The following is a 21751-nucleotide window of genomic DNA, read 5'->3' as shown; positions in this document are numbered from 1 at the left end:
CCGCGGCCGCCCGCCTGTTCAACGCATGTGCTGCACGGCCGCGTCGTAGCGCTCGCGCGCCGCGTCGAGCACCGGGAAATGGCGCTCGGCCCAGCGATCGAGCGCCACGAGCGTGTCCACCAGCGATTCCGCCACCGGCGTCAGCCGGTATTCGACATGCGCGCGCCGCGCGGCGATCGCGATCCGTTCGATCAGCCCGTTGCGCTCCAGCTCGCGCAGCGTCTGCGTGAGCACCTTCTGCGAGATGCCGCCGATGCGCCGCAGCAGCTCGCCGTTGCGCAGCGGCCGCTCGGCCAGCGCCGGCAGGATCAGCAGCGTCCATTTGCCGGCGATCAGCGCGAGCGCATCGCGCGCCGAACAGTCCGCCGCATAGACGTCGCCGGGAAATGCCATGGTTACCTCCGGGTGCGTGATTGCGCGGCCCCGCTGCCGCCGGCCATCATCGTCGCACACTCACGGAGCCCGCCATGCATGCGCTGATCGTCGTCGCCCATCCCGAACCGCAGTCGTTCAACGCGGCCCTCTCCCATGCGGCGGCCGATACATGGCGCGCCGCCGGCCACACCGCGACCGTCGCGGACCTGTACGCCGACGGGTTCGACCCGAGCGAGGCGCCGCGCCATTACGCCGATCGGCTCGACACGGCACGCTTCGACGCGCAACGCGAGCAGCGCCACCACTGGGAGCGCGGCACGCTCGCGCCGGAGGTCGGGCATCACGTCGGGCTGCTGCAACAGGCCGACGCGCTGATCCTGCAGTTCCCGCTGTGGTGGTTCGGCGCACCGGCGATCCTGAAGGGCTGGATGGATCGCGTGTTCGTCTACGGCGGCCTCTACAGCAGCCGCCGGCGCCATGACAGCGGCGTGTTGCACGGGCGCCGCGCGCTGCTGAGCGTGACGACCGGATCGTCGGCCGCCGCCTGCGCGCCCGACGGCCGCGAGGGCGACACGCGCCTGCTGCTGTGGCCGCTCATGTATGCGCTGCGCTACGTCGGCTTCGACGTGCTCGAACCGCACCTGATCCACGAGGTTCGCAGCGATCCGGCCGGCGACACCGCGCGGCACCGCGACGCGCGCCTCGTGCAAGCGCTCGCGGACTACCGCGCGCGGCTGCGCGCCTGGCACACGTGGCCGCGGGTGCCGTTCAACCGCGACACGGACTTCGAAGCCGGCGTCAGGCTGAAGCCCGACGCGCCCGCATACGGCCCGTTCATCCGTCACGCGGGCACCTGACGCGGCGGGCCGGCTCGGCAACGCGAGCTTCGCGGGACCCGTAGTAGACTCTCGACCATCGTGGGCGCCGGCGGCGGCCAGGCACGGCTCGGGCACCCTGCCCGCCGGCCCGGCGCGACGCCGAAGGCGCCGACCTGCCGGCCGCCGCGCGACCGCTCGCGAGCGATGGCCATCCAGATAATTACGACGGAGTCCCCATGTTTTCCCGACGCTATCTCGCGATGTGGTGCGCGGTCCTGCTGTTCGTGGCCGTCGCGGCGCTCGCCGCGCGGCACGCGATCGCGTGGCTGTGGATCCTGATTCCCGCCGCCCTCGTCGCGCTCGGCCTGTACGACCTGAAGCAGGACCGCCACGCGATCCTGCGCAACTACCCGCTCTGGGGCCACTTCCGCTTCCTGTTCGAATTCATCCGACCTGAAATCCGCCAGTATTTCGTCGAGGACGACACCGACGAAAAGCCGTTCTCGCGCGCGCAGCGCAGCCTCGTCTACCAGCGCGCGAAGAACGTCGCCGACAACCGCCCGTACGGCACCGAGCTGAACGTGAAGGCCGTCGCGCACGAATGGATCAGCCACTCGCTCGCGCCGACGAAGCTGCCGAACCATGATTTCCGCGTCCGCGTCGGCGCGAATCGCGCGCAACCGTACGACATTTCGATCTTCAACATCTCGGCGATGAGCTTCGGCTCGCTGTCCGCGAACGCGATCCGCTCGCTGAACCTCGGCGCGAAGAAAGGCGGTTTCGCGCACGACACGGGCGAAGGCTCGCTGTCGAAGTACCACCGCGAGAACGGCGGCGACATCATCTGGGAAATCGCGTCCGGCTACTTCGGCTGCCGCAACGACGACGGCACCTTCAACCCCGACAAGTTCGCGAAGCAGGCCGCCGATCCGCAGGTCAAGATGATCGAGGTCAAGCTGTCGCAGGGCGCGAAGCCCGGCCACGGCGGCGTGCTGCCGGCCGCGAAGATCACGCCGGAGATCGCCGAGACGCGCGGCGTGCCGATGGGCAAGGACTGCATCTCGCCCGCGACGCACTCGGAATTCTCGACCCCGCGCGGGCTGCTCGAATTCGTCGAACGGCTGCGCACGCTGTCGGGCGGCAAGCCGACCGGCTTCAAGCTGTGCGTCGGCCATCCGTGGGAATTCTTCGGGATCGCGAAGGCGATGCTCGAGACCGGCATCGTGCCGGACTTCATCGTCGTCGACGGCGCGGAAGGCGGCACGGGCGCGGCGCCGCTCGAATTCACCGACCACGTCGGCGTGCCGCTGCAGGAAGGGCTGCTGCTCGTGCACAACACGCTCGTCGGGATCGGCGTGCGCGACCGCGTGAAGATCGGCGCGAGCGGCAAGATCATCACCGCGTTCGACGTCGCCCGCACGCTCGCGATCGGCGCGGACTGGGTGAACTCGGCGCGCGGCTTCATGTTCGCGGTCGGCTGCATCCAGGCGCAGACCTGCCACACGGGCCGCTGCCCGACCGGCGTCGCGACGCAGGACCCGGTGCGCCAGCGCGCGCTCGTCGTGCCCGACAAGGCCGACCGCGTGTACAACTTCCACCGCAACACGCTGCACGCGCTGCAGGAGCTCGTGCAGGCGGCCGGCCTCGCGCATCCGTCGGAGCTGCGCGCGCATCACATCGTGCAGCGCATCGCGCCGCACGAGGTCCGGCTGATGTCGCAGCTGCTGAAGTACCTGAAGCCCGGCGCGCTGCTCGACGGCAACACCTGCGGCTTTACGCTGTACGACAAGTGGTGGCCGATTTCGCGCAGCGATTCGTTCACGCTCGGCGAGGCCGTCTACGCGTCGATCGAATGACGCAGGCGAGCGCCCCCGCTGCGGGGGCGAGCCGGCAAAAAGAAAAGCGCCCCGCGGGGCGCTTTTCTTTCGTCTGCCGAATGCGTGAATGCGTGAATGCGTGAAGCGTGTACGCGTCGCGCGCGGCTCAGTTCTGCGGCAGCGTGTCGGCGAACGACTGGCGCTGCAGCAGCTTCACGAAGTGCTTGTCGAGGTTCGGGTGGCGGTCGCGCCAGTTGAGCTCGGGCATCCGGAAGTCGAGATAGCCGAGCGCGCAGCCGAGTGCGATGTCGGCGAGCGTGTAATGATTACCGACGCACCACGTCTTGCCGCCGAGCCCTTGCGACATCGCGACGAGCGCGTCGTCGATCTTGCGCTGCTGGCGCGCGATCCAGCTCGCGCTGCGCTGCGCTTCGTCCCGCAGCGTGTATTCGAGACGAATTGCCACGGCCGCGTCGAGCACGCCGTCGCCCAGCGCTTCCCAGCAACGCACTTCGACGCGCTCGCGCCCCGACGGCGGAATCAGCTTGCCGACCGGCGACAGCGTGTCGACGTATTCGCAGATCACGCGGGAATCGAACACCGCGGCACCATCCTCCATCACGAGGCACGGGACCTTGCCGAGCGGATTCGAAGCATGAATATCCGTCTCCGGCGCCCACACGTTCTCGAGCTCCAGCTTGTAGTCGATCTTCTTTTCAGCCAGCACGATCCGCGCCTTGCGGACGTACGGGCTGCTGAGCGAACCGATTAATTTCATCATCTGCCTTTTTAAGGGAACCGCCGAGAGTATACGTTGTCGCCGATCATAACCGGCCGGCGTCGCGCGACAGAAAATCGCCCGACCGGCCTGTGGATGGTTTGCAACAACCGTCACGCGGGCCGCCCGGCGCGGCTTCCCGCCCCCTCTCTCACGCGCGGCGTCACGCGGCGCTACAATCGCACGAATGAACGCGCCCCTCGATACCGCCATCGCCGTCGACGTCTACCGCCAGCGCCGTGAACGCGTGCTTGCCGCACTGCGTGCCGCCGGCGGCGGCGTCGCCATCGTCCCCACCGCGCCGGAACTGCTGCGCAACCGCGATACGGCCTACCCGTACCGGTACGACAGCTACTTCCATTACCTGACGGGCTTCACCGAGCCGGATGCCGTGCTCGTGCTGAACGCGGCCGCGCCGCACGGCGCGCCGGAGTCGATCCTGTTCTGCCGCGGCAAGAATGCCGACCGCGAAATCTGGGAAGGCTTCCATTACGGGCCCGAAGCCGCGCGCGATGCGTTCGGCTTCGACGCGGCGTTCGCGGTCGACGTGATCGATACGGAGATGCCGCGCCTGCTCGCCGATTCCGGCACCGTGCACTACCGGTTCGGCGCATCGGCCGACTTCGACCGCCGGCTCGCGGGCTGGATCGACGCGGTGCGCGCGCTGGCGCGCACGGGCGTCGCCGCACCGGACGCGATGCTCGACCTCACGCCGCTCCTCGACGACATGCGGCTCGTGAAGGACGAGCACGAGCTCGCGATCATGATGCGCGCCGCGCACATCTCCGCGCTCGCGCACCGCCGCGCGATGCAGGCGTGCCGCCCCGGCATCCGCGAATACGAACTCGAGGCCGAGCTGCTGTATGTGTTCCGCAAGCACGGTGCGCAGTCGCCCGCGTACGGTTCGATCGTCGCGGCCGGCGCGAACGCGTGCGTGCTGCACTACCCGGCCGGCAATGCAGCCGCGAAGGACGGCGACCTGATCCTGATCGACGCCGCGTGCGAACTCGACGGCTACGCGTCGGACATCACGCGCACGTTCCCGGCCAACGGGCGCTTCTCGCCCGCGCAACGCACGCTGTACGACATCGTGCTCGCCGCCCAGCAGGCCGCGATCGACGCGACGCGCGCCGGCGTGCCGTTCGAAGCACCGCACGACGCCGCCGTGCGCGTGCTCGCGCAGGGGCTGCTCGACACCGGCATCATCCCGAAAACGCGCTTCTCGAACGTCGACGACGTGATCGCCGAGCGTGCGTACACGCGCTTCTACATGCACCGCACCGGCCACTGGATCGGCATGGACGTGCACGATTGCGGCGACTACCGCGAGCGGCTCGCCGAGCGCGACGGCAACGGCGCGCTGCCATGGCGCACGCTGAAGGCCGGCATGACGCTGACGGTCGAACCCGGCCTGTATGTGCGCGCCGCCGACGACGTGCCGCCCGAGTACTGGAACATCGGCATCCGCATCGAGGACGACGCGATCGTGCGCGAGCAGGGCTGCGAGCTGATCACGCGCGGCGTGCCCGTCGCGGCGGACGAGATCGAAGCGCTGATGCGCGCACTCGCATGACCGGCTGCCGCCGACCGTTACCTCCGTTTCACGAATCAAGATGACGACCGCCTCCTCCCCGGCCACGCCGGACTACGACCTCGCCATCGTCGGCGCGGGCCCCGTCGGGCTCGCGCTCGCCGGCTGGCTCGCGCGCCGCAGCGCCACGCAGCACGCATCGATCGCGCTGATCGATGCGCGTGAACCGGCCGCGAGCGCAAACGATCCGCGCGCGATCGCCGTGTCGCACGGCAGCCGCGTGCTGCTCGACACGCTCGCGTGGCCCGCCGACGCGACGCCGATCGAGCACATCCACGTATCGCAGCGCGGCCATTTCGGCCGCACGCTGATCGACCGCGACGAACACGACCTCGCGGCGCTCGGTTATGTCGTGCGCTTCGGCTCGCTCGTGCAGGCGCTCGCGGGCGCCGTGCGCGGCACCCGCGTCGACTGGCTCACGTCGACCACCGCGCGCGCGCCGCAGCAGGATGCCGACGGCGTCACGCTGACGCTCGATGGCCCGCAAGGCGAGCGCACGCTGCGCGCACGCATCGTCATCAACGCCGAAGGCGGGCTGTTCCACGAACAGCGGGCCGATACCGGCAAGCACCGCCGCGACTACGGCCAGACCGCGATCGTCGGCACGGTCACGGTATCGGCGCCGCGCCCGAACGTCGCATGGGAACGCTTCACGCACGAAGGCCCGCTCGCGCTGCTGCCGCTCGGCGGCCCGCGCCAGGCCGAATATTCGCTCGTGTGGTGCTGCACGCCCGACGAAGCGGCGCGCCGCGCCGCGCTGCCCGACGACGCGTTCCTGCGCGAGCTCGGCAGCGCGTTCGGCGCGCGCATGGGCGACTTCGTCGCGATCGCGGGCCGCGCGTCTTTCCCGCTCGGCCTGAACGCCGCGCAGACGCTCGTCAACGGCCGCGTCGCGATCGTCGGCAATGCCGCGCAAACCCTGCACCCCGTCGCGGGCCAGGGGCTCAACCTCGGGCTGCGCGATGCGCATACGCTCGTCGACACGCTGTCCACGCAAGGCTTCGAAGCGACCGCGCTCGCCACCTTCAACGCGCGCCGCGCACTCGACCGGCGTTTCACGATCGGCGCGACCGACACGCTGGCACGCCTGTTCACGATCGACTCGGGCCCGCTCCCGCTGCTGCGCGGTGCCGCGCTGACCGCGCTCGAGTTCGTGCCGCCGCTCAAGAAGGTGATCGCGCGCCAGATGATGTTCGGCCAGCGCAACTGACACCCGGCGCGCACAGTCGCGCCACTCAAACCGGGTCAAATCGGCGGGGCATGGGAATACGGTAAAATGCGCGTTTCCGTCTGCCCTTTTCATGCCCGCGCCCGCCGCGGGCGGTGCCATTGCGATGCCCGTTATCGGCTCTCACGTATTGCGTAACAACCTGTTCGTCGCCCCGATGGCCGGCGTGACGGATCGTCCGTTCCGCCAGCTCTGCAAGCGGATGGGGGCCGGTTACGCCGTGTCCGAGATGGTCGCGTCCAACGCGCAGCTGTGGAAAAGCGCGAAGACGATGCGGCGCGCGAACCACGAAGGCGAGGTGGAGCCGATCGCGGTCCAGATCGCGGGCGCCGATCCGGCGATGATGGCCGAAGCGGCCCGCTACAACGTCGACAACGGCGCGCAGATCATCGACATCAACATGGGCTGCCCGGCGAAGAAGGTCTGCAACGTCGCGGCCGGCTCCGCGCTGCTGCAGAACGAGCCGCTCGTGCAGCGCATCGTCGAGGCGGTCGTCGCGGCGGTCGGCACGGGGCCCGATGCGGTGCCCGTCACGCTGAAGATCCGCACCGGCTGGGATCGCGAGCACAAGAACGCGATCACGGTCGCGCGCCTGGCCGAAGCCGCCGGCATTTCGATGCTCACCGTGCACGGCCGCACGCGCGCCGACCTGTACCGCGGCGACGCCGAGTACGACACCATCGCGGCCGTGAAGGCGGCGGTGCGGATTCCGGTGGTCGCGAACGGCGACATCACGTCGCCCGCGAAGGCGAAGGCCGTGCTCGACGCGACCGGCGCCGATGCCCTGATGATCGGTCGCGCCGCGCAAGGTCGGCCATGGTTGTTCCGCGAAATCGATCATTTCCTGCAAACCGGCGAGCTGCTGCCCCCGCCGCGGATCGACGAGATCCAGCACGTGATGAACGAACACCTGGAAGACCACTACGCGTTCTATGGTGAATTCACGGGAGTCCGTACTGCGCGCAAGCACATCGGCTGGTACACTCGCGGCCTTTCCGGTGCCAACGGGTTCCGGCACAGGATGAACACGCTCGATTCCACCCGCGAGCAGCTCGCCGCCGTCAATGCATTCTTCGAGGCGCAAAAGGCGCTGTCGGACCACCTCGTCTACGTCGACGACGAAGAGGAAAACGGCCAGGGCGAGTCGGACGACCATAACCAGTTAGCAGCATGAGCAAGCACAACATCGAACAATGTGTCCGCGAGAGCCTGGACGTGTATTTCCGGGATCTAGACGGCTCCAATCCGCACGACGTCTATGAAATGGTGATGTCCTGCGTCGAAAAGCCGATGCTCGAGGTCGTGCTCGTACAGGCAGGCGGCAACCAGTCGCTCGCCGCGGAGTACCTCGGCATCAATCGCAATACGCTGCGCAAGAAGCTGCAGCAGCACGGCCTGCTGTAGGCGGCCGTCCCGTCCCCGTTTCCCTGGCTATTGGTGGTTCCATCATGATCAAGCAAGCGCTCATTTCCGTTTCCGACAAGACCGGCATTGTCGACTTCGCGAAGTCGCTGTCCGACCTCGGCGTCAAGCTGCTGTCGACGGGCGGCACCGCGAAACTCCTCGCCGACGCCGGCCTGCCCGTGACCGAAGTGGCTGATTACACGGGCTTCCCGGAGATGCTCGATGGGCGCGTGAAGACGCTCCACCCGAAGGTGCACGGCGGCATCCTGGCCCGCCGCGACCTGCCCGAGCACATGCAGGCGCTGGAACAGCACGGCATCCCGACGATCGACCTGCTCGTCGTGAACCTGTATCCGTTCGTCGCGACGATCGCGAAGGACGACTGCACGCTCGCCGACGCGATCGAGAACATCGACATCGGCGGCCCGACGATGCTGCGCTCGGCCGCGAAGAACCATCGCGACGTGACGGTCGTCGTCGATCCGGCCGATTACGCGGTCGTGCTCGATGAAATGAAGGCGAACGGCAACGCGGTGGGCTACGCGACCAACTTCCGCCTCGCGACGAAGGTGTTCGCGCACACCGCGCAATACGACGGCGCGATCACGAACTACCTGACGAGCCTGACCGACGAGCTGAAGCACGCGTCGCGCAGCACGTACCCGGCCACGCTGAACCTGGCGTTCGACAAGGTGCAGGACCTGCGCTACGGCGAGAACCCGCACCAGAGCGCGGCGTTCTACCGCGACCTCGCGACGCCGGCCGGCGCGCTGGCGAACTACCACCAGCTGCAGGGCAAGGAACTGTCGTACAACAACATCGCGGATTCGGACGCGGCGTGGGAATGCGTGAAGACGTTCGACGCACCGGCCTGCGTGATCATCAAGCACGCGAACCCGTGCGGCGTGGCAGTGGGCAACGATTCGGCCGACGCGTACGCGAAGGCGTTCCAGACGGATCCGACTTCCGCATTCGGCGGCATCATCGCGTTCAACCGCGAAGTCGACGAAGCGGCTGCCCAGGCCGTCGCGAAGCAGTTCGTCGAAGTGCTGATCGCCCCGTCGTTCTCCGACGCCGCGAAGCAGGTGTTCGCCGCGAAGCAGAACGTGCGCCTGCTCGAGATCGCGCTGGGCGACGGCCACAACGCATTCGACCTGAAGCGCGTGGGCGGCGGCCTGCTCGTGCAGTCGCTCGATTCGAAGAACGTGCAGCCGAGCGAGTTGCGCGTCGTCACGAAGCGCCAGCCGACCGCGAAGGAAATGGACGACCTGCTGTTCGCATGGCGCGTCGCGAAGTACGTGAAGTCGAACGCGATCGTGTTCTGCGGCAACGGCATGACGCTCGGCGTCGGCGCCGGCCAGATGAGCCGCGTCGATTCCGCGCGCATCGCGAGCATCAAGGCGCAGAACGCGGGCCTGACGCTGGCCGGTTCGGCCGTCGCGTCGGATGCGTTCTTCCCGTTCCGCGACGGCCTCGACGTCGTCGTGGCGGCCGGCGCGACCTGCGTGATCCAGCCGGGCGGCTCGATGCGCGACGACGAAGTGATCGCGGCAGCCGACGAGCACGGCATCGCGATGATCCTGACGGGCGTGCGTCACTTCCGTCACTGATCGCGGCATGCGGCCCGCGCGGCCGCTGCACGACAACCCGGCGGCATTGCACCCGCCGGGTTTTTTATTGCGTTGCGCCGGCGCACGCAACCGTGCGGCCGGCGCCGCGCACCATTCGTTGTAGTATCGCTGCATCAGGTTTTTCTCCTCACTCATGCGAATTCTCGGCATCGACCCCGGCCTGCGCGTCACCGGTTTCGGCATCATCGACGTCAGCGGCCACCGGCTCGCTTATGTCGCGAGCGGCGTGATCCGCACGCCGACCGCCGACCTGGCCACCCGGCTCGGCACGATCTTCCAGGGCGTCTCGACCATCGTGCGCGAGCACGCACCCGACCAGGCCGCGATCGAAAAGGTGTTCGTCAACGTGAACCCGCAGTCGACGCTGTTGCTCGGCCAGGCGCGCGGCGCCGCGATCTGCGGCCTCGTCGCGGGCGGCCTGCCCGTCGCCGAATACACGGCGCTGCAACTCAAGCAGGCCGTGGTCGGCTACGGCCGCGCGACCAAGACGCAGATGCAGGAGATGGTCACGCGGCTGCTCAATCTCTCCGGACAGCCGGGCTCCGACGCGGCCGACGCGCTCGGCATGGCGATCTGCCACGCGCACGGCGGCGACACGCTCAACACGCTCGGCGGCCTCGCGCCGGCGCTCGCGAAAAAAGGGCTGCGCGTACGGCGCGGGCGGCTGGTCGGCTGACATCGCGCGTGCCAGCGTGCGGCCTGCCGGATCGACCGTGTCGACCGTTTCGACCATTTCGACCGCACGCGGCACACCCACGACACCCGTTGCCCCGGCCTGACGGCCGATCCCGTCGGCATTGCGCCGCACGTGCGCTACACTCGCGCTTTATTCCTCGCATCCCGCCCTCCATGATCGGTCGCATCGCCGGCATCCTGCTCGAAAAGAACCCGCCTCACCTGCTCGTCGACTGCAACGGCGTCGGCTACGAAGTCGACGTGCCGATGAGCACCTTCTACAACCTGCCGCAAACGGGCGAGCGCGTCGTGCTGCTCACGCAGCAGATCGTCCGCGAGGACGCGCACCTGCTGTACGGCTTCCTCACGCCTCAAGAGCGCACGACCTTCCGCGAACTGCTGAAGATCACCGGCATCGGCGCGCGCATGGCGCTCGCCGTGCTGTCCGGCATGAGCGTGCAGGAACTCGCGCAGGCCGTGACGATGCAGGACGCCGCACGCCTCACGCGCCTGCCCGGCATCGGCAAGAAGACGGCCGAACGCCTGCTGCTCGAACTGAAGGGCAAGCTCGGCGCCGATCTCGGCGCGCTCGCCGGCGCCGCGTCGCCGTCCGACCACGCAACCGACATCCTCAACGCGCTGCTTGCGCTCGGCTATTCCGAAAAGGAAGGCCTGGCCGCGATCAAGAACGTGCCGGCCGGCACCGGTGTATCCGAAGGCATCAAGCTCGCACTGAAGGCGCTGTCGAAGGCGTAACGCGCGTTCAATCCGGCCGTCGAAACCAGTGTCGCGCGGCGCGGCATTGCGCGCCAGTCGGCCGTTCGGCCAGGTTGGCCCGAGTGCGGCGCGCGGTACAATGGCCGCATGATTGAAACCGACAAACTCGCCACCGAGCAGCGGATCATCGCCGCCACGCCCGCCTCGTCGCACGAGGAGGTGTTCGAACGTGCGCTGCGGCCGCGCCAGCTCGACGACTACGTCGGCCAGGAAAAGGTGCGCGGCCAGCTCGAGATCTTCATCGAAGCCGCCAAGCGCCGCTCCGAGCCGCTCGACCACGTGCTGCTGTTCGGGCCGCCGGGCCTCGGCAAGACGACGCTCGCGCACATCATCGCGCGGGAGATGGGCGTGAACCTCCGCCAGACGTCGGGCCCCGTGCTCGAGCGCGCGGGCGATCTCGCCGCGCTGCTGACGAACCTCGAGGCGAACGACGTGCTGTTCATCGACGAAATCCACCGGCTGTCGCCGGTCGTCGAGGAAATCCTGTATCCGGCACTCGAGGATTACCAGATCGACATCATGATCGGCGAAGGCCCGGCCGCGCGCAGCGTGAAGCTCGACCTGCAGCCGTTCACGCTGGTCGGCGCCACCACCCGCGCCGGGATGCTGACCAACCCGCTGCGCGACCGTTTCGGGATCGTCGCGCGCCTCGAGTTCTACGACGCCGATCAACTGTCGCGCATCGTGCGGCGCTCGGCATCGCTGCTGAACGCGCAGATCGATCCGAACGGTGCGCTGGAAATCGCGAAGCGCTCGCGCGGCACGCCGCGGATTGCGAACCGGCTGCTGCGCCGCGTGCGCGACTTCGCGGAAGTGAAGGCCGACGGCCAGATCACCGCGGCCGTCGCCGATGCCGCGCTCGCGATGCTCGACGTCGATCCGGTCGGCTTCGACCTGATGGACCGCAAGCTGCTCGAGGCGATCCTGTACAAGTTCGACGGCGGCCCGGTCGGTATCGACAACCTCGCGGCGGCGATCGGCGAAGAGCGCGACACGATCGAGGACGTACTCGAGCCCTACCTGATCCAGCAGGGCTTCCTGCAGCGCACGCCGCGCGGGCGCGTCGCGACGCTGCTCACGTATCGCCACTTCGGGCTTTCCGTGCCCGACGCCGGCCGCACCGAACGCGGCGAGTGGGATACCCCCGACGGGAAGTAACCCGTCGCCCGAGCCGCACCCGCCATGACGACGCCGCCCAGCCGCCACCCCGCCGCACCCGCACCGGGCCCGCGCTGGGCCGAGCCGATCCGCAAGCGGCTCGTGGCCGGCGTCACGCACCTGACGGCGGGCGGCGGCGGCCCGTCGCTCGACCTCTCCTCCCCGCCCGGAGATCCGGGGCTGTTCGGCCCCGACGCCGTCTGCTGGCGCGTGCATGCCGACTTCACGTCGATGATGACGGGCGGCATCGCTGCACTGCTGCTGCAGGCGCTCCATCCGCTCGCCCTCGCGGGCGTCTGGGATCACTCGTCGTTTCGCACCGACATCCTGGGTCGCTTGCGGCGCACCGCCACGTTCATCACCGGTACGACCTTCGGCAGTCGCGCGGACGCACTCGCACTGATCGAGCGCGTGAAATCGATCCACACGCACATATCGGGCACCGCGCCGGACGGACGGCCGTATCGCGCCGACGATCCGGCGTTGCTGACCTGGGTGCACGTCGCGGAAGTATCGAGTTTCCTCGCCGCGCATCTGCGCTACGTGAATCCGGCCCTGCCGAGCGAATTGCAGGATCGCTACTACGCCGAGACGGCACGGGTCGCCGAACTGCTCGGCGCACACGAGGTTCCCCGTTCGCGTGCCGAGGTGGCCGCGTATCTCGCGCGCATGCAGCCCGAACTCGAGGCCGGGCCGCGTACGTTCGACGTGATGTCCATCCTGCTGAACGTGCCGGTCGCGAAGCCTGCGCTGCGGCCGGCCGCATCACTGGTGATGCATGCCGGAATCGACCTGCTGCCGCCGTGGGCGCAGCGCATGCTCGGCGTGTCGACGTTCGCGCCGCTGCGGCGCGCGGTGGTCCGGCCCGGCATACGGGTCGTCGCGCCCGTGCTGCGCTGGGCGCTCGTGAACGGCGCGTCAAAGCGTGCGCGCCGCCGCGCGACGGCAGCACCGCCCGACGGCACCCCGCCCGCCTGACGATCCGCCTCTTCCTTTCATTTCAATTTGCTGTCAAATACCTGTGACAAGCTGACGGGCTTGCACCCGCGCACGGTCGCACGCGCCGTCCGTCCCGCCTGTCCGTGACCCGCGCGGTGCTCCGCCAACCCGACCGACACCCGATGCCCGCGATGCCACACCTGCCGATCCGTTTCGCCCTCGCCGCCAGCCTGTCCGCCGTCCTCGCCCTCGGCGCCTGTGGAGGCGACGATGTCGCCGCCGTCGCGCGTTCGGACGCGCAAACGCCGTCCGGCGGCACCCCGACCGCGCCTGCCCCGGCGCCGCCCGCCACCGTCACGCCGCAACCGGGCAAGTGGAAGGCCGCCCGTGCGGGCGACCTGATCGACGTGACGCTCGGCGACCTCCATCCGACGCAGGGTGCAATCGGTTACGACCAGATCTACTACAAGCTCGGCCGCTACGAACTGCAGCCCGACAAGAAATTCGACGACTTCTGTGCGGACGAAGGCCTCGGCGGTGTCGCTTCGGCGGGCTACACGGCCAGGTCGGTGCTGCGCGATCCCGCCAGCTACGCATGCACGACGACCGACGCGAACGCCCGCGACCGGTCGGTGCTGAACCCGGTTGTGATCGGCCCGAACGGCGATGCGCTGTACCTGACCGACGGCCACCACGGCCTGTCGACCTACTACGAGACGCCCGACGGCGGCCCGGCGCTGCACGTGCACGTCGTCGTCAAGGACAACCTCAGCGACTACTCGGGCGACGCGTTCTGGCAGCAGATGCAGAGCCGCGGTTATCTGCGCCTCAAGAACGGGGAAGGCAAGCCGATCACGACCGCCCAACTGCCGACCGGGCTCGGCCTGAAACTCGGGATGACGAACGACCGCTACCGCTCGCTCGTCTATTTCACGCGCGACATCGCCTACAGCAAGCCCGCACAAGCCACCGACTACCTCGAGTTCTACTGGGCCGACTGGCTGCGCGCGCAACCGGGCACGTTCTCGCTCGCCGGCTACGACCTGACGCGCGCCGGCGCAACCGACCCCGATCCGGCAAAGGCCGACACGGGGTACCTGAACGCGGTCTGGAATGCGTCGGCGCGCATGGTCGCGGCCACGGATCCGGTGATCGACGGCAAGACGGGCGCCGACCTCGGGCGCGCGGACGCGATCAACGGCGGGAAGAAATACAACAAGGGGGAATTCGACAAGCTGCGCCAGCCGATCGCGGCGGACAAGCCCGGCAAGGTCGCGTACGCGCTCGACTACAAGACCCGCCACGCACTGCCGCAGTAAGCGGCGAGCGCCACGCGGGAAGGAAGCCCCGGCCGGCCATGGCGGACGGGGCCTGCCGGTTCAGAGCACCTTGCGGTACCCGTCGTCGTCGCTTGCGACGTCGAGGTGCGACACGTCGGCCCACTGCACGACCTGCGCACGGCCATCCACGTAATCGACGACGTTGATGCTCGTGTTGAGCAGCTGATAACTGCGCGGCGCCGACAGTTCGATGCCGTTCGCGAACCGGTACACGCTGTCGAGCACGCCGCCGTGCGCGACACACGCGATCCGACCGCCCGGGTGCGCGGCCACGATCGGCTCGAGCGCGTGCAGCACGCGGTGATAGAACTCACGCTGCGACTCGCCGCCTTCCGGCGCGAAGCCCGGATCGCGCGTCTGCCACGCCGCGTATGCGTCCGGAAACAACGCCTCGATCTCGGTACTGTCGTGCCCCTGGAATGCGCCGTACGAGCGTTCCCGCAGCCCTTCCCGCAGCAGCAGCGGCAACCCGAGCGCATCGGCGAAGGGCTGCGCGGTCTGTTGCGCGCGCATCAGGTCGCTCGAATAAACCGCGTCGATCCGTGCACCGTCACGCGCGTCGCGTGCGAGCCGCGCGGCCAGCTTTTGGGCCTGCGCGAGCCCCGTGTCGGCCAGCGGGATGTCGATATGACCCTGGATGCGCTTGATGCGATTCCAGGCCGTCTCGCCATGGCGGATGAAAAGAATCTGCGTGGTGGCCATCGCGGGGCGTCTCCGGGGAAGAATCAGGGCCGCACTTGCAGCCAGAATGTCACGGGGCCGTCGTTGACGAGCGACACCTGCATGTCGGCGCCGAACTCGCCCGTCTCGACGACCGGATGGCGCGCACGCGCGGCCGCGACGAAATAGTCGAACAGCCGCGCGCCTTCGTCGGGCGGCGCGGCCGGCGTGAAGCTCGGACGCAGCCCGCTGTTGGTATCGGCCGCGAGCGTGAACTGCGACACGAGCAGCAGGCCGCCGGCACGGCCTTCGCCGTCGATGTTCGATACCGGCAGGTTCATCTTGCCGGCTGCGTCGCTGAACACGCGGTAGCCGAGCAGCTTCGCGAGCAGCTTGTCGGCCGCCGCCTCGGTATCGCCGCGCTCCGCGCAGACGAGCGCGAGCAGGCCCGCGCCGATCTCGCCCGTCGTGCGGTCGCCGACGCGCACGTCGGCGCGCTTCACGCGCTGGATCAGCGCGATCATGCGGTCAGCGTGACGCGCGCGAAGCGGCGCTTGCCGACCTGGACGACGAACTCGCCGGCTTCGACCTTCAGGCCCTTGTCCGACACGGTCGCGCCATCGATCTTCACGCCGCCCTGCTCGATATTGCGCAGCGCTTCGCTCGTCGACGGCACGAGGCCCGCCTGCTTCAGCAGCTGGCCGATCGCGAGCGGTGCGCCCGCGAGCGTGACCGACGGGATGTCGTCCGGCACGCCGCCCTTCGCGCGGTGGTTGAAATCCTCGAGCGCACGTTCGGCGTCGGCCTGCGAGTGGAACCGCGCGACGATTTCCTGCGCGAGCAGCACCTTGAAGTCGCGCGGGTTGCGGCCGCCTTCGGCCTCGCGCTTGAAGCCGGCGATCTCGTCGAGGCCGCGGAACGACAGCAGTTCGAAGTAACGCCACATCAGCGTGTCCGAGATGCTCATCAGCTTGCCGAACATGTCGGTCGGCTTCTCGCTGATGCCGACGTAGTTGCCCTTCGACTTCGACATCTTCTCGACGCCGTCGAGCCCTTCGAGCAGCGGCATCGTGAGAATGCACTGCTGTTCCTGGCCGTACTGCTTCTGCAGCTCGCGGCCGACCAGCAGGTTGAACTTCTGGTCGGTGCCGCCCAGCTCGAGATCGGCGTTCAGCGCGACCGAATCGTAGCCCTGCATCAGCGGATACAGGAATTCGTGGATCGAGATCGGCACGCCGCCCTGGAAGCGCTTCGTGAAATCCTCGCGTTCGAGGATCCGCGCAACCGTGTAGCGCGACGCGAGCTTGATCATCCCGTCCGCGCCGAGCGGCATCGACCATTCGCTGTTGTAGCGGATCTCGGTCTTCGCGCGATCGAGCACGAGCGCGGCCTGCTCGAAATAGGTCTTCGCGTTCGACTCGATCTGCTCGCGCGTAAGCGGCGGGCGCGTCGCGTTGCGGCCCGACGGATCGCCGATCAGCGACGTGAAATCGCCGATCAGGAAGATCACCGTGTGGCCGAGGTCCTGCAGCTGACGCATCTTGTTCAGCACGACGGTGTGGCCGATGTGGATGTCGGGTGCGGTCGGGTCGAGGCCGAGCTTGATGCGAAGCGGCGTGCCCGTGGCCGCGCTGCGCGCGAGCTTCTGCGCGAACTCTTCCTCGATCAGCAGCTCGTCGACGCCGCGCTTCGTGACGGCGAGCGCATGCCGGACTTCGTCGGTGATCGGGAAAACAGGCTTGGAACTGGGTTCGGTGCTCATCGGTGCCAGGAAGAATGTCGCAAAAACAGGGATTTTCCCATAACTTGCGCGCCCATCGCTTAACGGCGCGCCGCGTTGCGCGGATAATCGGGCGCAAGGCGCGCGGCATCGGCCCGCGCCGCACGATCCAGGAGAACCCAACGTGCCGCAACGACAGCCGCAAAACGCCCATCCGGCCGACGGCATCTACTTCGGGCTGATGTCGGGAACCAGCATGGACGGCGTCGATGGCGTCGCCGTGCGTTTCGAGGCCGGCAAGGCGCCGGTCGTGCTCGCGGAAGCGTTCGTCGGCTTCGCGCAATCGCTGCGCGACGCGCTGTTCGCGCTGCAGCAGCCCGGCGACGACGAGATCGACCGCGAATCGCTCGCCGCGAACGCGCTGGTCGCGCGCTATGCGGTGTGCTGCCACGAATTGCAGCGCACGGCCGGGCTGTCGCGCGACGAGATCCGCGCGATCGGCGTGCACGGCCAGACCGTGCGCCATCGCCCCGAGCGCGGTTATACGCGGCAGATCAACAACCCGGCACTGCTCGCCGAGCTGACCCAGGTCGACGTGATCGCCGATTTCCGCAGCCGCGACGTCGCGGCAGGCGGCCACGGGGCGCCGCTCGCGCCGGGCTTCCATGCAACGGTGTTCGGCGCAGCGGGCGAGGCGCGCGTCGTCTGCAATCTCGGCGGAATCAGCAACATCACGATCCTGCCCGGCGAAGGCGGCGACGTGCGCGGTTTCGACTGCGGCCCCGCGAATGCGCTGCTCGACGAATGGGCGACCCGCCATCTCGGCAAGCCGTACGATGACGGCGGCAAGTTCGCGGCGCGCGGCACCGTCCATGCAGCGCTGCTCGACGCGCTGCTCGACGAGCCCTATTTCGCCGCGCCGCCGCCGAAAAGCACCGGGCGCGACCTGTTCAATCCCGCGTGGCTCGACGCGAAGCTCGCCGCGTTCTCACACGTCGCGCCGCAGGACGTGCAGGCCACCCTCACCGCGCTCACGGCCGTTTCGGTGGCGCGCGAGATCGCACAGCATGCAGCGGGCTGCAAGGCCGTGTTCGTATGCGGCGGCGGCGCACGCAATCCGGTGCTGCTCGATGCGCTCCGGCACGCGCTGCGCGAGGCCGGCGTGCCGGCCACGGTCGATACGACAGCGGCACTCGGCGTGCCGCCTCAGCAGGTCGAGGCACTCGCGTTCGCGTGGCTCGCGTACCGTTTCACCGCGCGCCAGCCCGGCAATCTCGCGACGGTTACCGGTGCGGCCGGCAACCGCGTGCTCGGCGCGCTCTATCCGCGCTGACGCGATGCCGCCCGCGCGGCGAGCGCCGCATGGAAAACGGGCACAAAAAACGGGGCATGATGCCCCGTTTTTCATTCCGGCGAACCGGTGCGGATCTGTCGTGCGCTCAGACCGAGAACGACGAGCCGCACCCGCAGGTGGTGGTCGCGTTCGGGTTCTTGATCACGAACTGGGCGCCGTTGAGGTCGTCCTTGTAGTCGATCTCGGCGCCGACCAGGTACTGGTAGCTCATCGAGTCGATCAGGAGCTGGACGCCGTTCTTGTTCATCACGGTGTCGTCCTCGTTGACTTCCTCGTCGAACGTGAAGCCATACTGGAAGCCGGAACAGCCGCCGCCCTGCACGAACACGCGCAGCTTCAGGTCGGGATTGCCCTCTTCGTCGATCAGTTGCTTGACCTTGTCGGCTGCGGCGTCGGTGAAGACGAACGGAACCGGCATTTCGGCCGTCGTTGCTGCGGATTCGGTAACAGCGTTCATTGCGAACTCTCCAAAAAGCTTTAGCCGCTATTGTAGGGCCGATCAGAAGATCGTGCTGATGTCCATGAAATCAATAGGTTCTTGTCGATTTCATCAAACACGCATGCGCAGGCCGCGGCAGCACGCGCCTGGAAACGGACATAAAAAAACCGCCAGCGCGAAAGCTGGCGGTTTTTCCGGCGGACGCCGCCCGGGAGCGGCGCGGCCATGAAGCGGAATTAACGCTTCGAGAACTGCTTGGCGCGGCGTGCCTTGCGCAGACCGACCTTCTTACGCTCGACTTCACGTGCATCGCGCGTGACGAAGCCTGCGTTCGACAGCGACGGCTTCAGCGTCGCATCGTAGTCGATCAGTGCACGGGTGATGCCGTGGCGCACTGCACCTGCCTGACCCGTTTCGCCGCCGCCGTTCACGTTCACCTTGATGTCGAACGTCTGGCCGTGGTTCGTGAGTTCCAGCGGTTGACGCACGATCATCAGCGACGTTTCGCGCGAGAAGTAGTCAGCGATGGGCTTGCCGTTGACGATGATGTCGCCCTTGCCAGCCTTGATGAAGACACGTGCGACTGCGCTCTTGCGGCGGCCCGTACCGTAGTTCCAGTTACCGATCATGTGGGTCCCCTTAGATCTCGAGCGCCTTCGGCTGTTGAGCCGAGTGCGGATGCGTCGCTTCTGCGTAGACCTTCAGCTTCTTGATCATCGCGTAACCGAGCGGGCCCTTCGGCAGCATGCCCTTGACCGCCTTCTCGAGCGCGCGGCCCGGGAAGCGTTCCTGCATCTTGCCGAACGTCGTTTCATAGATACCGCCCGGGTAGCCCGAGTGACGGTAGTACTTCTTGTCCAGAGTCTTGTTGCCCGTGACCTTCAACTTGCTCGCGTTGATGATGATGATGAAATCACCAGTGTCGACGTGCGGGGTGAACTCAGGCTTGTGCTTGCCGCGCAGACGGCGTGCCACTTCGCTGGCAACACGGCCGAGAACCTTATCCGTCGCGTCAATCACGTACCATTCGCGCGTCACCTCATGGGCTTTTGCGGAAAACGTCTTCATGATCGATCCAAAAAAATTGCTTTGCCCGATGTGTTCTTCCTGCTTGTCTGTGTGCGCTTCGAGGCGCGGTGCAGGCTCTCCCTGTTCTTTTTCCGTGGGCATGAATGCGGAAAAGCCCTGAATTATAAAGGAAATACCGCAACGCGGTCAAAGGGAATCCGCTCCCCGTGTCCACGGCGGCCGAAATGGGCCAAAATCCGGTCGTGCCCCGACACGCCAGGCGAACCGAGCGCCCGGGGAGGCACCCAGCGAAGCGCGGCACATGACCTTGCCGCGCCAGACCGGCCGAACACGGAAAACAACAAACAAGCATGATGAATCAACGACTTACACCCTTCCTCGCGGCCGTGATGCTGGCCGCCGCGGCACCTGCCGTCGCCGCCCGCGCCGACTGCGAAGCCAAGCTCGAAGCCCTCGATACACGCGTTGCCGAAGCCCGTGCCGCGCATGCCGAGGATCGCGTCGCCCGCCTGCGCGCGGTGCGCGAACGCGTCCGCCACTTCTGCGCACGCGGGCACGGCCATGCGTCGGCCGTCCACGCGCCGGCGCCCGATGCGCGCCCGCGCGGCACGCCGCCCGACGCGACCTCGCAGCCTGCCGCCAGGCAGCCCGCGTAACCTTGTCGGAGCGCGCAAACCGCGCGCCGATGTTTGCATGGGACGAAAAAAAGCCCGAACGGCTGGTTCGGGCTTAATCCACCATAGGAGGAGGGTGGAGGAGACATTCGGAGGTTGCCGCAGCGCGACAACCAATGAGGCTCATTATACGAACGCGTCGTCGACTCCACAAGAAAATTTGCATTGCGAAATCAAACGCCACAATATGAAATTTAATGCGGCGCGTTTGAATCACCGCTTTTCTCTTTGAAATCAATGGCCTGATTCCGGGAGGCACGATCAGGAGCCGCCCTCGTCTAGAGCAAAACCCCTAAGTCCGGTGGGGAATTGAATGTCCGGGGCGCCGCTCAGGCGGCGCCCGCGTTGCGCGTCGTGCACCGCATCAGCCGACCGTTGCGCCGCGGGCTACAATGCCGGATCGAATCCGAATCAGGCAACGCTGGAGTGCAAGCATGGAATGCAAAGTAAGCTGGATGGGCCAGGACGGCATGGCGTTTTCCGCCGAGACCGGCAGCGGCCACCTCGTCGCGATGGACGGCGCGCCCGAAGGCGGCGGTCACAACCTCGCGCCGCGCCCGATGGAGATGGTGCTGCTCGGCACCGGCGGCTGCACGGCCTATGACGTCGTGCTGATCCTGAAGAAGAGCCGCCAGGAAGTCAGCGGCTGCTCGGTCACGCTGAAGGCCGAACGCGCGAGCGAAGACCCGAAGGTGTTCACGAAAGTGCACTTCCACTTCACGGTCACCGGCCGCAACCTGAACCCGGCCACGGTCGAGCGCGCGATCAACCTGTCGCACGACAAGTATTGCTCCGCGTCGATCATGATCGCGAAGACGGCCGAACTCACGCATTCGTTCGACATCGTCGCCGGCTGAACGCACGGCGAGCGCACATGAAAAAAGGGCCGCCGCTCCGTTGGGAGACGCCGGCCCTTTCGCATTCGAACGGCAAAGCAGGCCGATAAGCCGGATTCTGTGCACGCTGCGCGCCGAAGCACGCAACGCGTGGCAGCCATTCCTCTAGGCGCGCCATTGCTGACGCGCTCAAGCTTCCTACCCGCAGACGAGACGGGGGCCCCGTCCTGCATCCGAAGATGCGCGCCTGCCTACTTGGAATTGCTCCGGGTGGAGGTTACCGTGCCGGCGAACGTCGCCGTCGCCGCGGTGCGCTCTTACCGCACCGTTTCACCCTTACCTGATCCCGGCTTGCGCCGGGCCATCGGCGGTTTGCTTTCTGTTGCCCTGTTCCGCGTGTCGCCACGGATGGCCGTTAGCCATCACCCTGCCCTGTGGAGTCCGGACTTTCCTCGCCCCCGCGCGCCCGAAGGCGGCGAGGCCGCGACTGCCTGGCCTGCTTTGCGAC

The 21751-nt window shown here is 67.7% G+C and carries 23 protein-coding genes and 1 other RNA gene; 15 read left to right on the top strand and 9 right to left on the bottom strand.

The window, feature by feature from the left end:
* Window positions 1–18: 18 nt before the first annotated feature.
* Window positions 19–393 carry a winged helix-turn-helix transcriptional regulator gene (locus DPV79_RS33505; protein WP_059528874.1) on the bottom strand — a complete coding sequence of 125 codons (375 nt, stop codon included), beginning with the start codon at window positions 391–393 and terminating at the stop codon, window positions 19–21.
* A 74-nt stretch (window positions 394–467) separates the two neighbouring features.
* Here DPV79_RS33505 and DPV79_RS33500 point away from each other — a divergent pair, with 74 nt between their 5' ends.
* Window positions 468–1232: an NAD(P)H-dependent oxidoreductase gene (locus DPV79_RS33500; RefSeq protein ID WP_113047455.1), complete on the top strand. Its 765-nt coding sequence runs from the start codon at window positions 468–470 to the stop codon at window positions 1230–1232.
* A 197-nt stretch (window positions 1233–1429) separates the two neighbouring features.
* Complete coding sequence (locus DPV79_RS33495) at window positions 1430–3049, top strand: FMN-binding glutamate synthase family protein (protein WP_021162498.1); 1620 nt, start codon at window positions 1430–1432, stop codon at window positions 3047–3049.
* Between the two features lie 127 nt (window positions 3050–3176).
* Here DPV79_RS33495 and DPV79_RS33490 read toward each other — a convergent pair whose 3' ends face one another.
* A complete protein-coding gene (locus tag DPV79_RS33490) occupies window positions 3177–3788 on the bottom strand; it encodes a glutathione S-transferase family protein (RefSeq protein ID WP_021162497.1) in 612 nt (203 codons plus the stop codon).
* Window positions 3789–3975: 187 nt separating this feature from the next.
* Here DPV79_RS33490 and DPV79_RS33485 point away from each other — a divergent pair, with 187 nt between their 5' ends.
* The 10 genes from DPV79_RS33485 to DPV79_RS33440 all read left to right on the top strand — a co-directional run bounded on the left by DPV79_RS33485 (window position 3976) and on the right by DPV79_RS33440 (window position 14510).
* Entirely contained in the window at window positions 3976–5361 is a 1386-nt protein-coding gene (locus tag DPV79_RS33485) for an aminopeptidase P N-terminal domain-containing protein (RefSeq protein ID WP_048024155.1), read from the top strand.
* Between the two features lie 40 nt (window positions 5362–5401).
* A complete protein-coding gene (locus DPV79_RS33480) occupies window positions 5402–6589 on the top strand; it encodes a UbiH/UbiF/VisC/COQ6 family ubiquinone biosynthesis hydroxylase (protein ID WP_113047454.1) in 1188 nt (395 codons plus the stop codon).
* Window positions 6590–6713: 124 nt separating this feature from the next.
* Window positions 6714–7781, top strand: a complete 1068-nt coding sequence (gene dusB / locus DPV79_RS33475; RefSeq protein ID WP_042977079.1) for a tRNA dihydrouridine synthase DusB — start codon at window positions 6714–6716, stop codon at window positions 7779–7781.
* Complete coding sequence (locus tag DPV79_RS33470) at window positions 7778–8011, top strand: Fis family transcriptional regulator (protein WP_006476892.1); 234 nt, start codon at window positions 7778–7780, stop codon at window positions 8009–8011. Before dusB ends, DPV79_RS33470 begins: the two co-directional genes overlap by 4 nt.
* 44 nt (window positions 8012–8055) lie before the next feature.
* Window positions 8056–9621 carry a bifunctional phosphoribosylaminoimidazolecarboxamide formyltransferase/IMP cyclohydrolase gene (gene purH / locus DPV79_RS33465; RefSeq protein WP_113047453.1) on the top strand — a complete coding sequence of 522 codons (1566 nt, stop codon included), beginning with the start codon at window positions 8056–8058 and terminating at the stop codon, window positions 9619–9621.
* 154 nt (window positions 9622–9775) lie between these two features.
* Entirely contained in the window at window positions 9776–10318 is a 543-nt protein-coding gene (gene ruvC, locus DPV79_RS33460) for a crossover junction endodeoxyribonuclease RuvC (protein WP_027788361.1), read from the top strand.
* 173 nt (window positions 10319–10491) lie between these two features.
* Window positions 10492–11073 carry a Holliday junction branch migration protein RuvA gene (gene ruvA, locus DPV79_RS33455; protein WP_113047452.1) on the top strand — a complete coding sequence of 194 codons (582 nt, stop codon included), beginning with the start codon at window positions 10492–10494 and terminating at the stop codon, window positions 11071–11073.
* A 108-nt stretch (window positions 11074–11181) separates the two neighbouring features.
* Entirely contained in the window at window positions 11182–12252 is a 1071-nt protein-coding gene (ruvB, locus tag DPV79_RS33450; protein ID WP_021162489.1) for a Holliday junction branch migration DNA helicase RuvB, read from the top strand.
* Window positions 12253–12276: 24 nt separating this feature from the next.
* Window positions 12277–13230, top strand: a complete 954-nt coding sequence (locus DPV79_RS33445) for an oxygenase MpaB family protein (RefSeq protein ID WP_113047451.1) — start codon at window positions 12277–12279, stop codon at window positions 13228–13230.
* Between the two features lie 152 nt (window positions 13231–13382).
* A complete protein-coding gene (locus DPV79_RS33440; RefSeq protein ID WP_048024171.1) occupies window positions 13383–14510 on the top strand; it encodes a ParB/Srx family N-terminal domain-containing protein in 1128 nt (375 codons plus the stop codon).
* Window positions 14511–14570: 60 nt separating this feature from the next.
* Here DPV79_RS33440 and DPV79_RS33435 read toward each other — a convergent pair whose 3' ends face one another.
* From DPV79_RS33435 to tyrS, 3 genes are read right to left on the bottom strand one after another with little or no spacing between them, the layout of a single operon-like run.
* Window positions 14571–15233 carry a histidine phosphatase family protein gene (locus DPV79_RS33435; RefSeq protein WP_060054693.1) on the bottom strand — a complete coding sequence of 221 codons (663 nt, stop codon included), beginning with the start codon at window positions 15231–15233 and terminating at the stop codon, window positions 14571–14573.
* Window positions 15234–15256: 23 nt separating this feature from the next.
* Window positions 15257–15715 carry a D-aminoacyl-tRNA deacylase gene (gene dtd, locus DPV79_RS33430; protein WP_048024143.1) on the bottom strand — a complete coding sequence of 153 codons (459 nt, stop codon included), beginning with the start codon at window positions 15713–15715 and terminating at the stop codon, window positions 15257–15259.
* A complete protein-coding gene (gene tyrS, locus DPV79_RS33425; protein ID WP_021163702.1) occupies window positions 15712–16953 on the bottom strand; it encodes a tyrosine--tRNA ligase in 1242 nt (413 codons plus the stop codon). Before tyrS ends, dtd begins: the two co-directional genes overlap by 4 nt.
* A 142-nt stretch (window positions 16954–17095) precedes the next feature.
* Here tyrS and DPV79_RS33420 point away from each other — a divergent pair, with 142 nt between their 5' ends.
* Window positions 17096–18244 (top strand): anhydro-N-acetylmuramic acid kinase, encoded by a 1149-nt coding sequence (locus tag DPV79_RS33420; RefSeq protein ID WP_113047450.1) that lies wholly within the window; start codon window positions 17096–17098, stop codon window positions 18242–18244.
* A gap of 106 nt (window positions 18245–18350) precedes the next feature.
* On the opposite strand, the gene erpA is transcribed toward DPV79_RS33420, so the two are convergent.
* The 3 genes from erpA to rplM form a co-directional block, all read right to left on the bottom strand.
* Complete coding sequence (erpA, locus tag DPV79_RS33415; RefSeq protein WP_006751888.1) at window positions 18351–18722, bottom strand: iron-sulfur cluster insertion protein ErpA; 372 nt, start codon at window positions 18720–18722, stop codon at window positions 18351–18353.
* 218 nt (window positions 18723–18940) lie between these two features.
* On the bottom strand, window positions 18941–19333 hold the full coding sequence (gene rpsI / locus DPV79_RS33410) for a 30S ribosomal protein S9 (RefSeq protein ID WP_011883283.1): 393 nt from the start codon (window positions 19331–19333) through the stop codon (window positions 18941–18943).
* Window positions 19334–19343: 10 nt separating this feature from the next.
* The gene (rplM, locus tag DPV79_RS33405; RefSeq protein ID WP_009687896.1) at window positions 19344–19772 is read right to left on the bottom strand and encodes a 50S ribosomal protein L13; all 429 of its coding nucleotides are present in this window, start codon (window positions 19770–19772) and stop codon (window positions 19344–19346) included.
* A gap of 311 nt (window positions 19773–20083) precedes the next feature.
* Between rplM and DPV79_RS33400 the strand changes: the two genes are divergently transcribed.
* Both DPV79_RS33400 and DPV79_RS33395 read left to right on the top strand, forming a co-directional pair.
* On the top strand, window positions 20084–20389 hold the full coding sequence (locus DPV79_RS33400) for a DUF1090 family protein (protein ID WP_113047449.1): 306 nt from the start codon (window positions 20084–20086) through the stop codon (window positions 20387–20389).
* Between the two features lie 410 nt (window positions 20390–20799).
* Window positions 20800–21264, top strand: a complete 465-nt coding sequence (locus tag DPV79_RS33395; RefSeq protein WP_027788367.1) for an OsmC family protein — start codon at window positions 20800–20802, stop codon at window positions 21262–21264.
* A 70-nt stretch (window positions 21265–21334) separates the two neighbouring features.
* On the opposite strand, the gene rnpB is transcribed toward DPV79_RS33395, so the two are convergent.
* Window positions 21335–21746: RNase P RNA component class A (gene rnpB / locus DPV79_RS33390), an RNA gene on the bottom strand.
* Window positions 21747–21751 lie beyond the last annotated feature (5 nt).

The organism is Burkholderia reimsis (assembly GCF_003294055.1).
In the GTDB taxonomy this organism is placed as follows: domain Bacteria; phylum Pseudomonadota; class Gammaproteobacteria; order Burkholderiales; family Burkholderiaceae; genus Burkholderia; species Burkholderia cepacia.
This window is presented reverse-complemented; position numbering and strand designations above follow the sequence as displayed.

What these genes read in the sequence shown, in the direction of transcription:
- dusB (WP_042977079.1), top strand. Translation starts at nt 6,714, where the DNA reads ATGCCCGTTATCGGCTCTCACGTATTGCGTAACAACCTGTTCGTCGCC.
- ruvB (WP_021162489.1), top strand. Translation starts at nt 11,182, where the DNA reads ATGATTGAAACCGACAAACTCGCCACCGAGCAGCGGATCATCGCCGCC.
- ruvA (WP_113047452.1), top strand. Translation starts at nt 10,492, where the DNA reads ATGATCGGTCGCATCGCCGGCATCCTGCTCGAAAAGAACCCGCCTCAC.
- rplM (WP_009687896.1), bottom strand. Translation starts at nt 19,772, where the DNA reads ATGAAGACGTTTTCCGCAAAAGCCCATGAGGTGACGCGCGAATGGTAC.
- DPV79_RS33495 (WP_021162498.1), top strand. Translation starts at nt 1,430, where the DNA reads ATGTTTTCCCGACGCTATCTCGCGATGTGGTGCGCGGTCCTGCTGTTC.
- ruvC (WP_027788361.1), top strand. Translation starts at nt 9,776, where the DNA reads ATGCGAATTCTCGGCATCGACCCCGGCCTGCGCGTCACCGGTTTCGGC.
- DPV79_RS33505 (WP_059528874.1), bottom strand. Translation starts at nt 393, where the DNA reads ATGGCATTTCCCGGCGACGTCTATGCGGCGGACTGTTCGGCGCGCGAT.
- DPV79_RS33435 (WP_060054693.1), bottom strand. Translation starts at nt 15,233, where the DNA reads ATGGCCACCACGCAGATTCTTTTCATCCGCCATGGCGAGACGGCCTGG.
- DPV79_RS33395 (WP_027788367.1), top strand. Translation starts at nt 20,800, where the DNA reads ATGCCGGATCGAATCCGAATCAGGCAACGCTGGAGTGCAAGCATGGAA.
- DPV79_RS33445 (WP_113047451.1), top strand. Translation starts at nt 12,277, where the DNA reads ATGACGACGCCGCCCAGCCGCCACCCCGCCGCACCCGCACCGGGCCCG.
- DPV79_RS33470 (WP_006476892.1), top strand. Translation starts at nt 7,778, where the DNA reads ATGAGCAAGCACAACATCGAACAATGTGTCCGCGAGAGCCTGGACGTG.
- DPV79_RS33485 (WP_048024155.1), top strand. Translation starts at nt 3,976, where the DNA reads ATGAACGCGCCCCTCGATACCGCCATCGCCGTCGACGTCTACCGCCAG.
- DPV79_RS33480 (WP_113047454.1), top strand. Translation starts at nt 5,402, where the DNA reads ATGACGACCGCCTCCTCCCCGGCCACGCCGGACTACGACCTCGCCATC.
- rpsI (WP_011883283.1), bottom strand. Translation starts at nt 19,333, where the DNA reads ATGATCGGTAACTGGAACTACGGTACGGGCCGCCGCAAGAGCGCAGTC.
- purH (WP_113047453.1), top strand. Translation starts at nt 8,056, where the DNA reads ATGATCAAGCAAGCGCTCATTTCCGTTTCCGACAAGACCGGCATTGTC.
- dtd (WP_048024143.1), bottom strand. Translation starts at nt 15,715, where the DNA reads ATGATCGCGCTGATCCAGCGCGTGAAGCGCGCCGACGTGCGCGTCGGC.
- tyrS (WP_021163702.1), bottom strand. Translation starts at nt 16,953, where the DNA reads ATGAGCACCGAACCCAGTTCCAAGCCTGTTTTCCCGATCACCGACGAA.
- erpA (WP_006751888.1), bottom strand. Translation starts at nt 18,722, where the DNA reads ATGAACGCTGTTACCGAATCCGCAGCAACGACGGCCGAAATGCCGGTT.
- DPV79_RS33500 (WP_113047455.1), top strand. Translation starts at nt 468, where the DNA reads ATGCATGCGCTGATCGTCGTCGCCCATCCCGAACCGCAGTCGTTCAAC.
- DPV79_RS33490 (WP_021162497.1), bottom strand. Translation starts at nt 3,788, where the DNA reads ATGAAATTAATCGGTTCGCTCAGCAGCCCGTACGTCCGCAAGGCGCGG.
- DPV79_RS33440 (WP_048024171.1), top strand. Translation starts at nt 13,383, where the DNA reads ATGCCACACCTGCCGATCCGTTTCGCCCTCGCCGCCAGCCTGTCCGCC.
- DPV79_RS33400 (WP_113047449.1), top strand. Translation starts at nt 20,084, where the DNA reads ATGATGAATCAACGACTTACACCCTTCCTCGCGGCCGTGATGCTGGCC.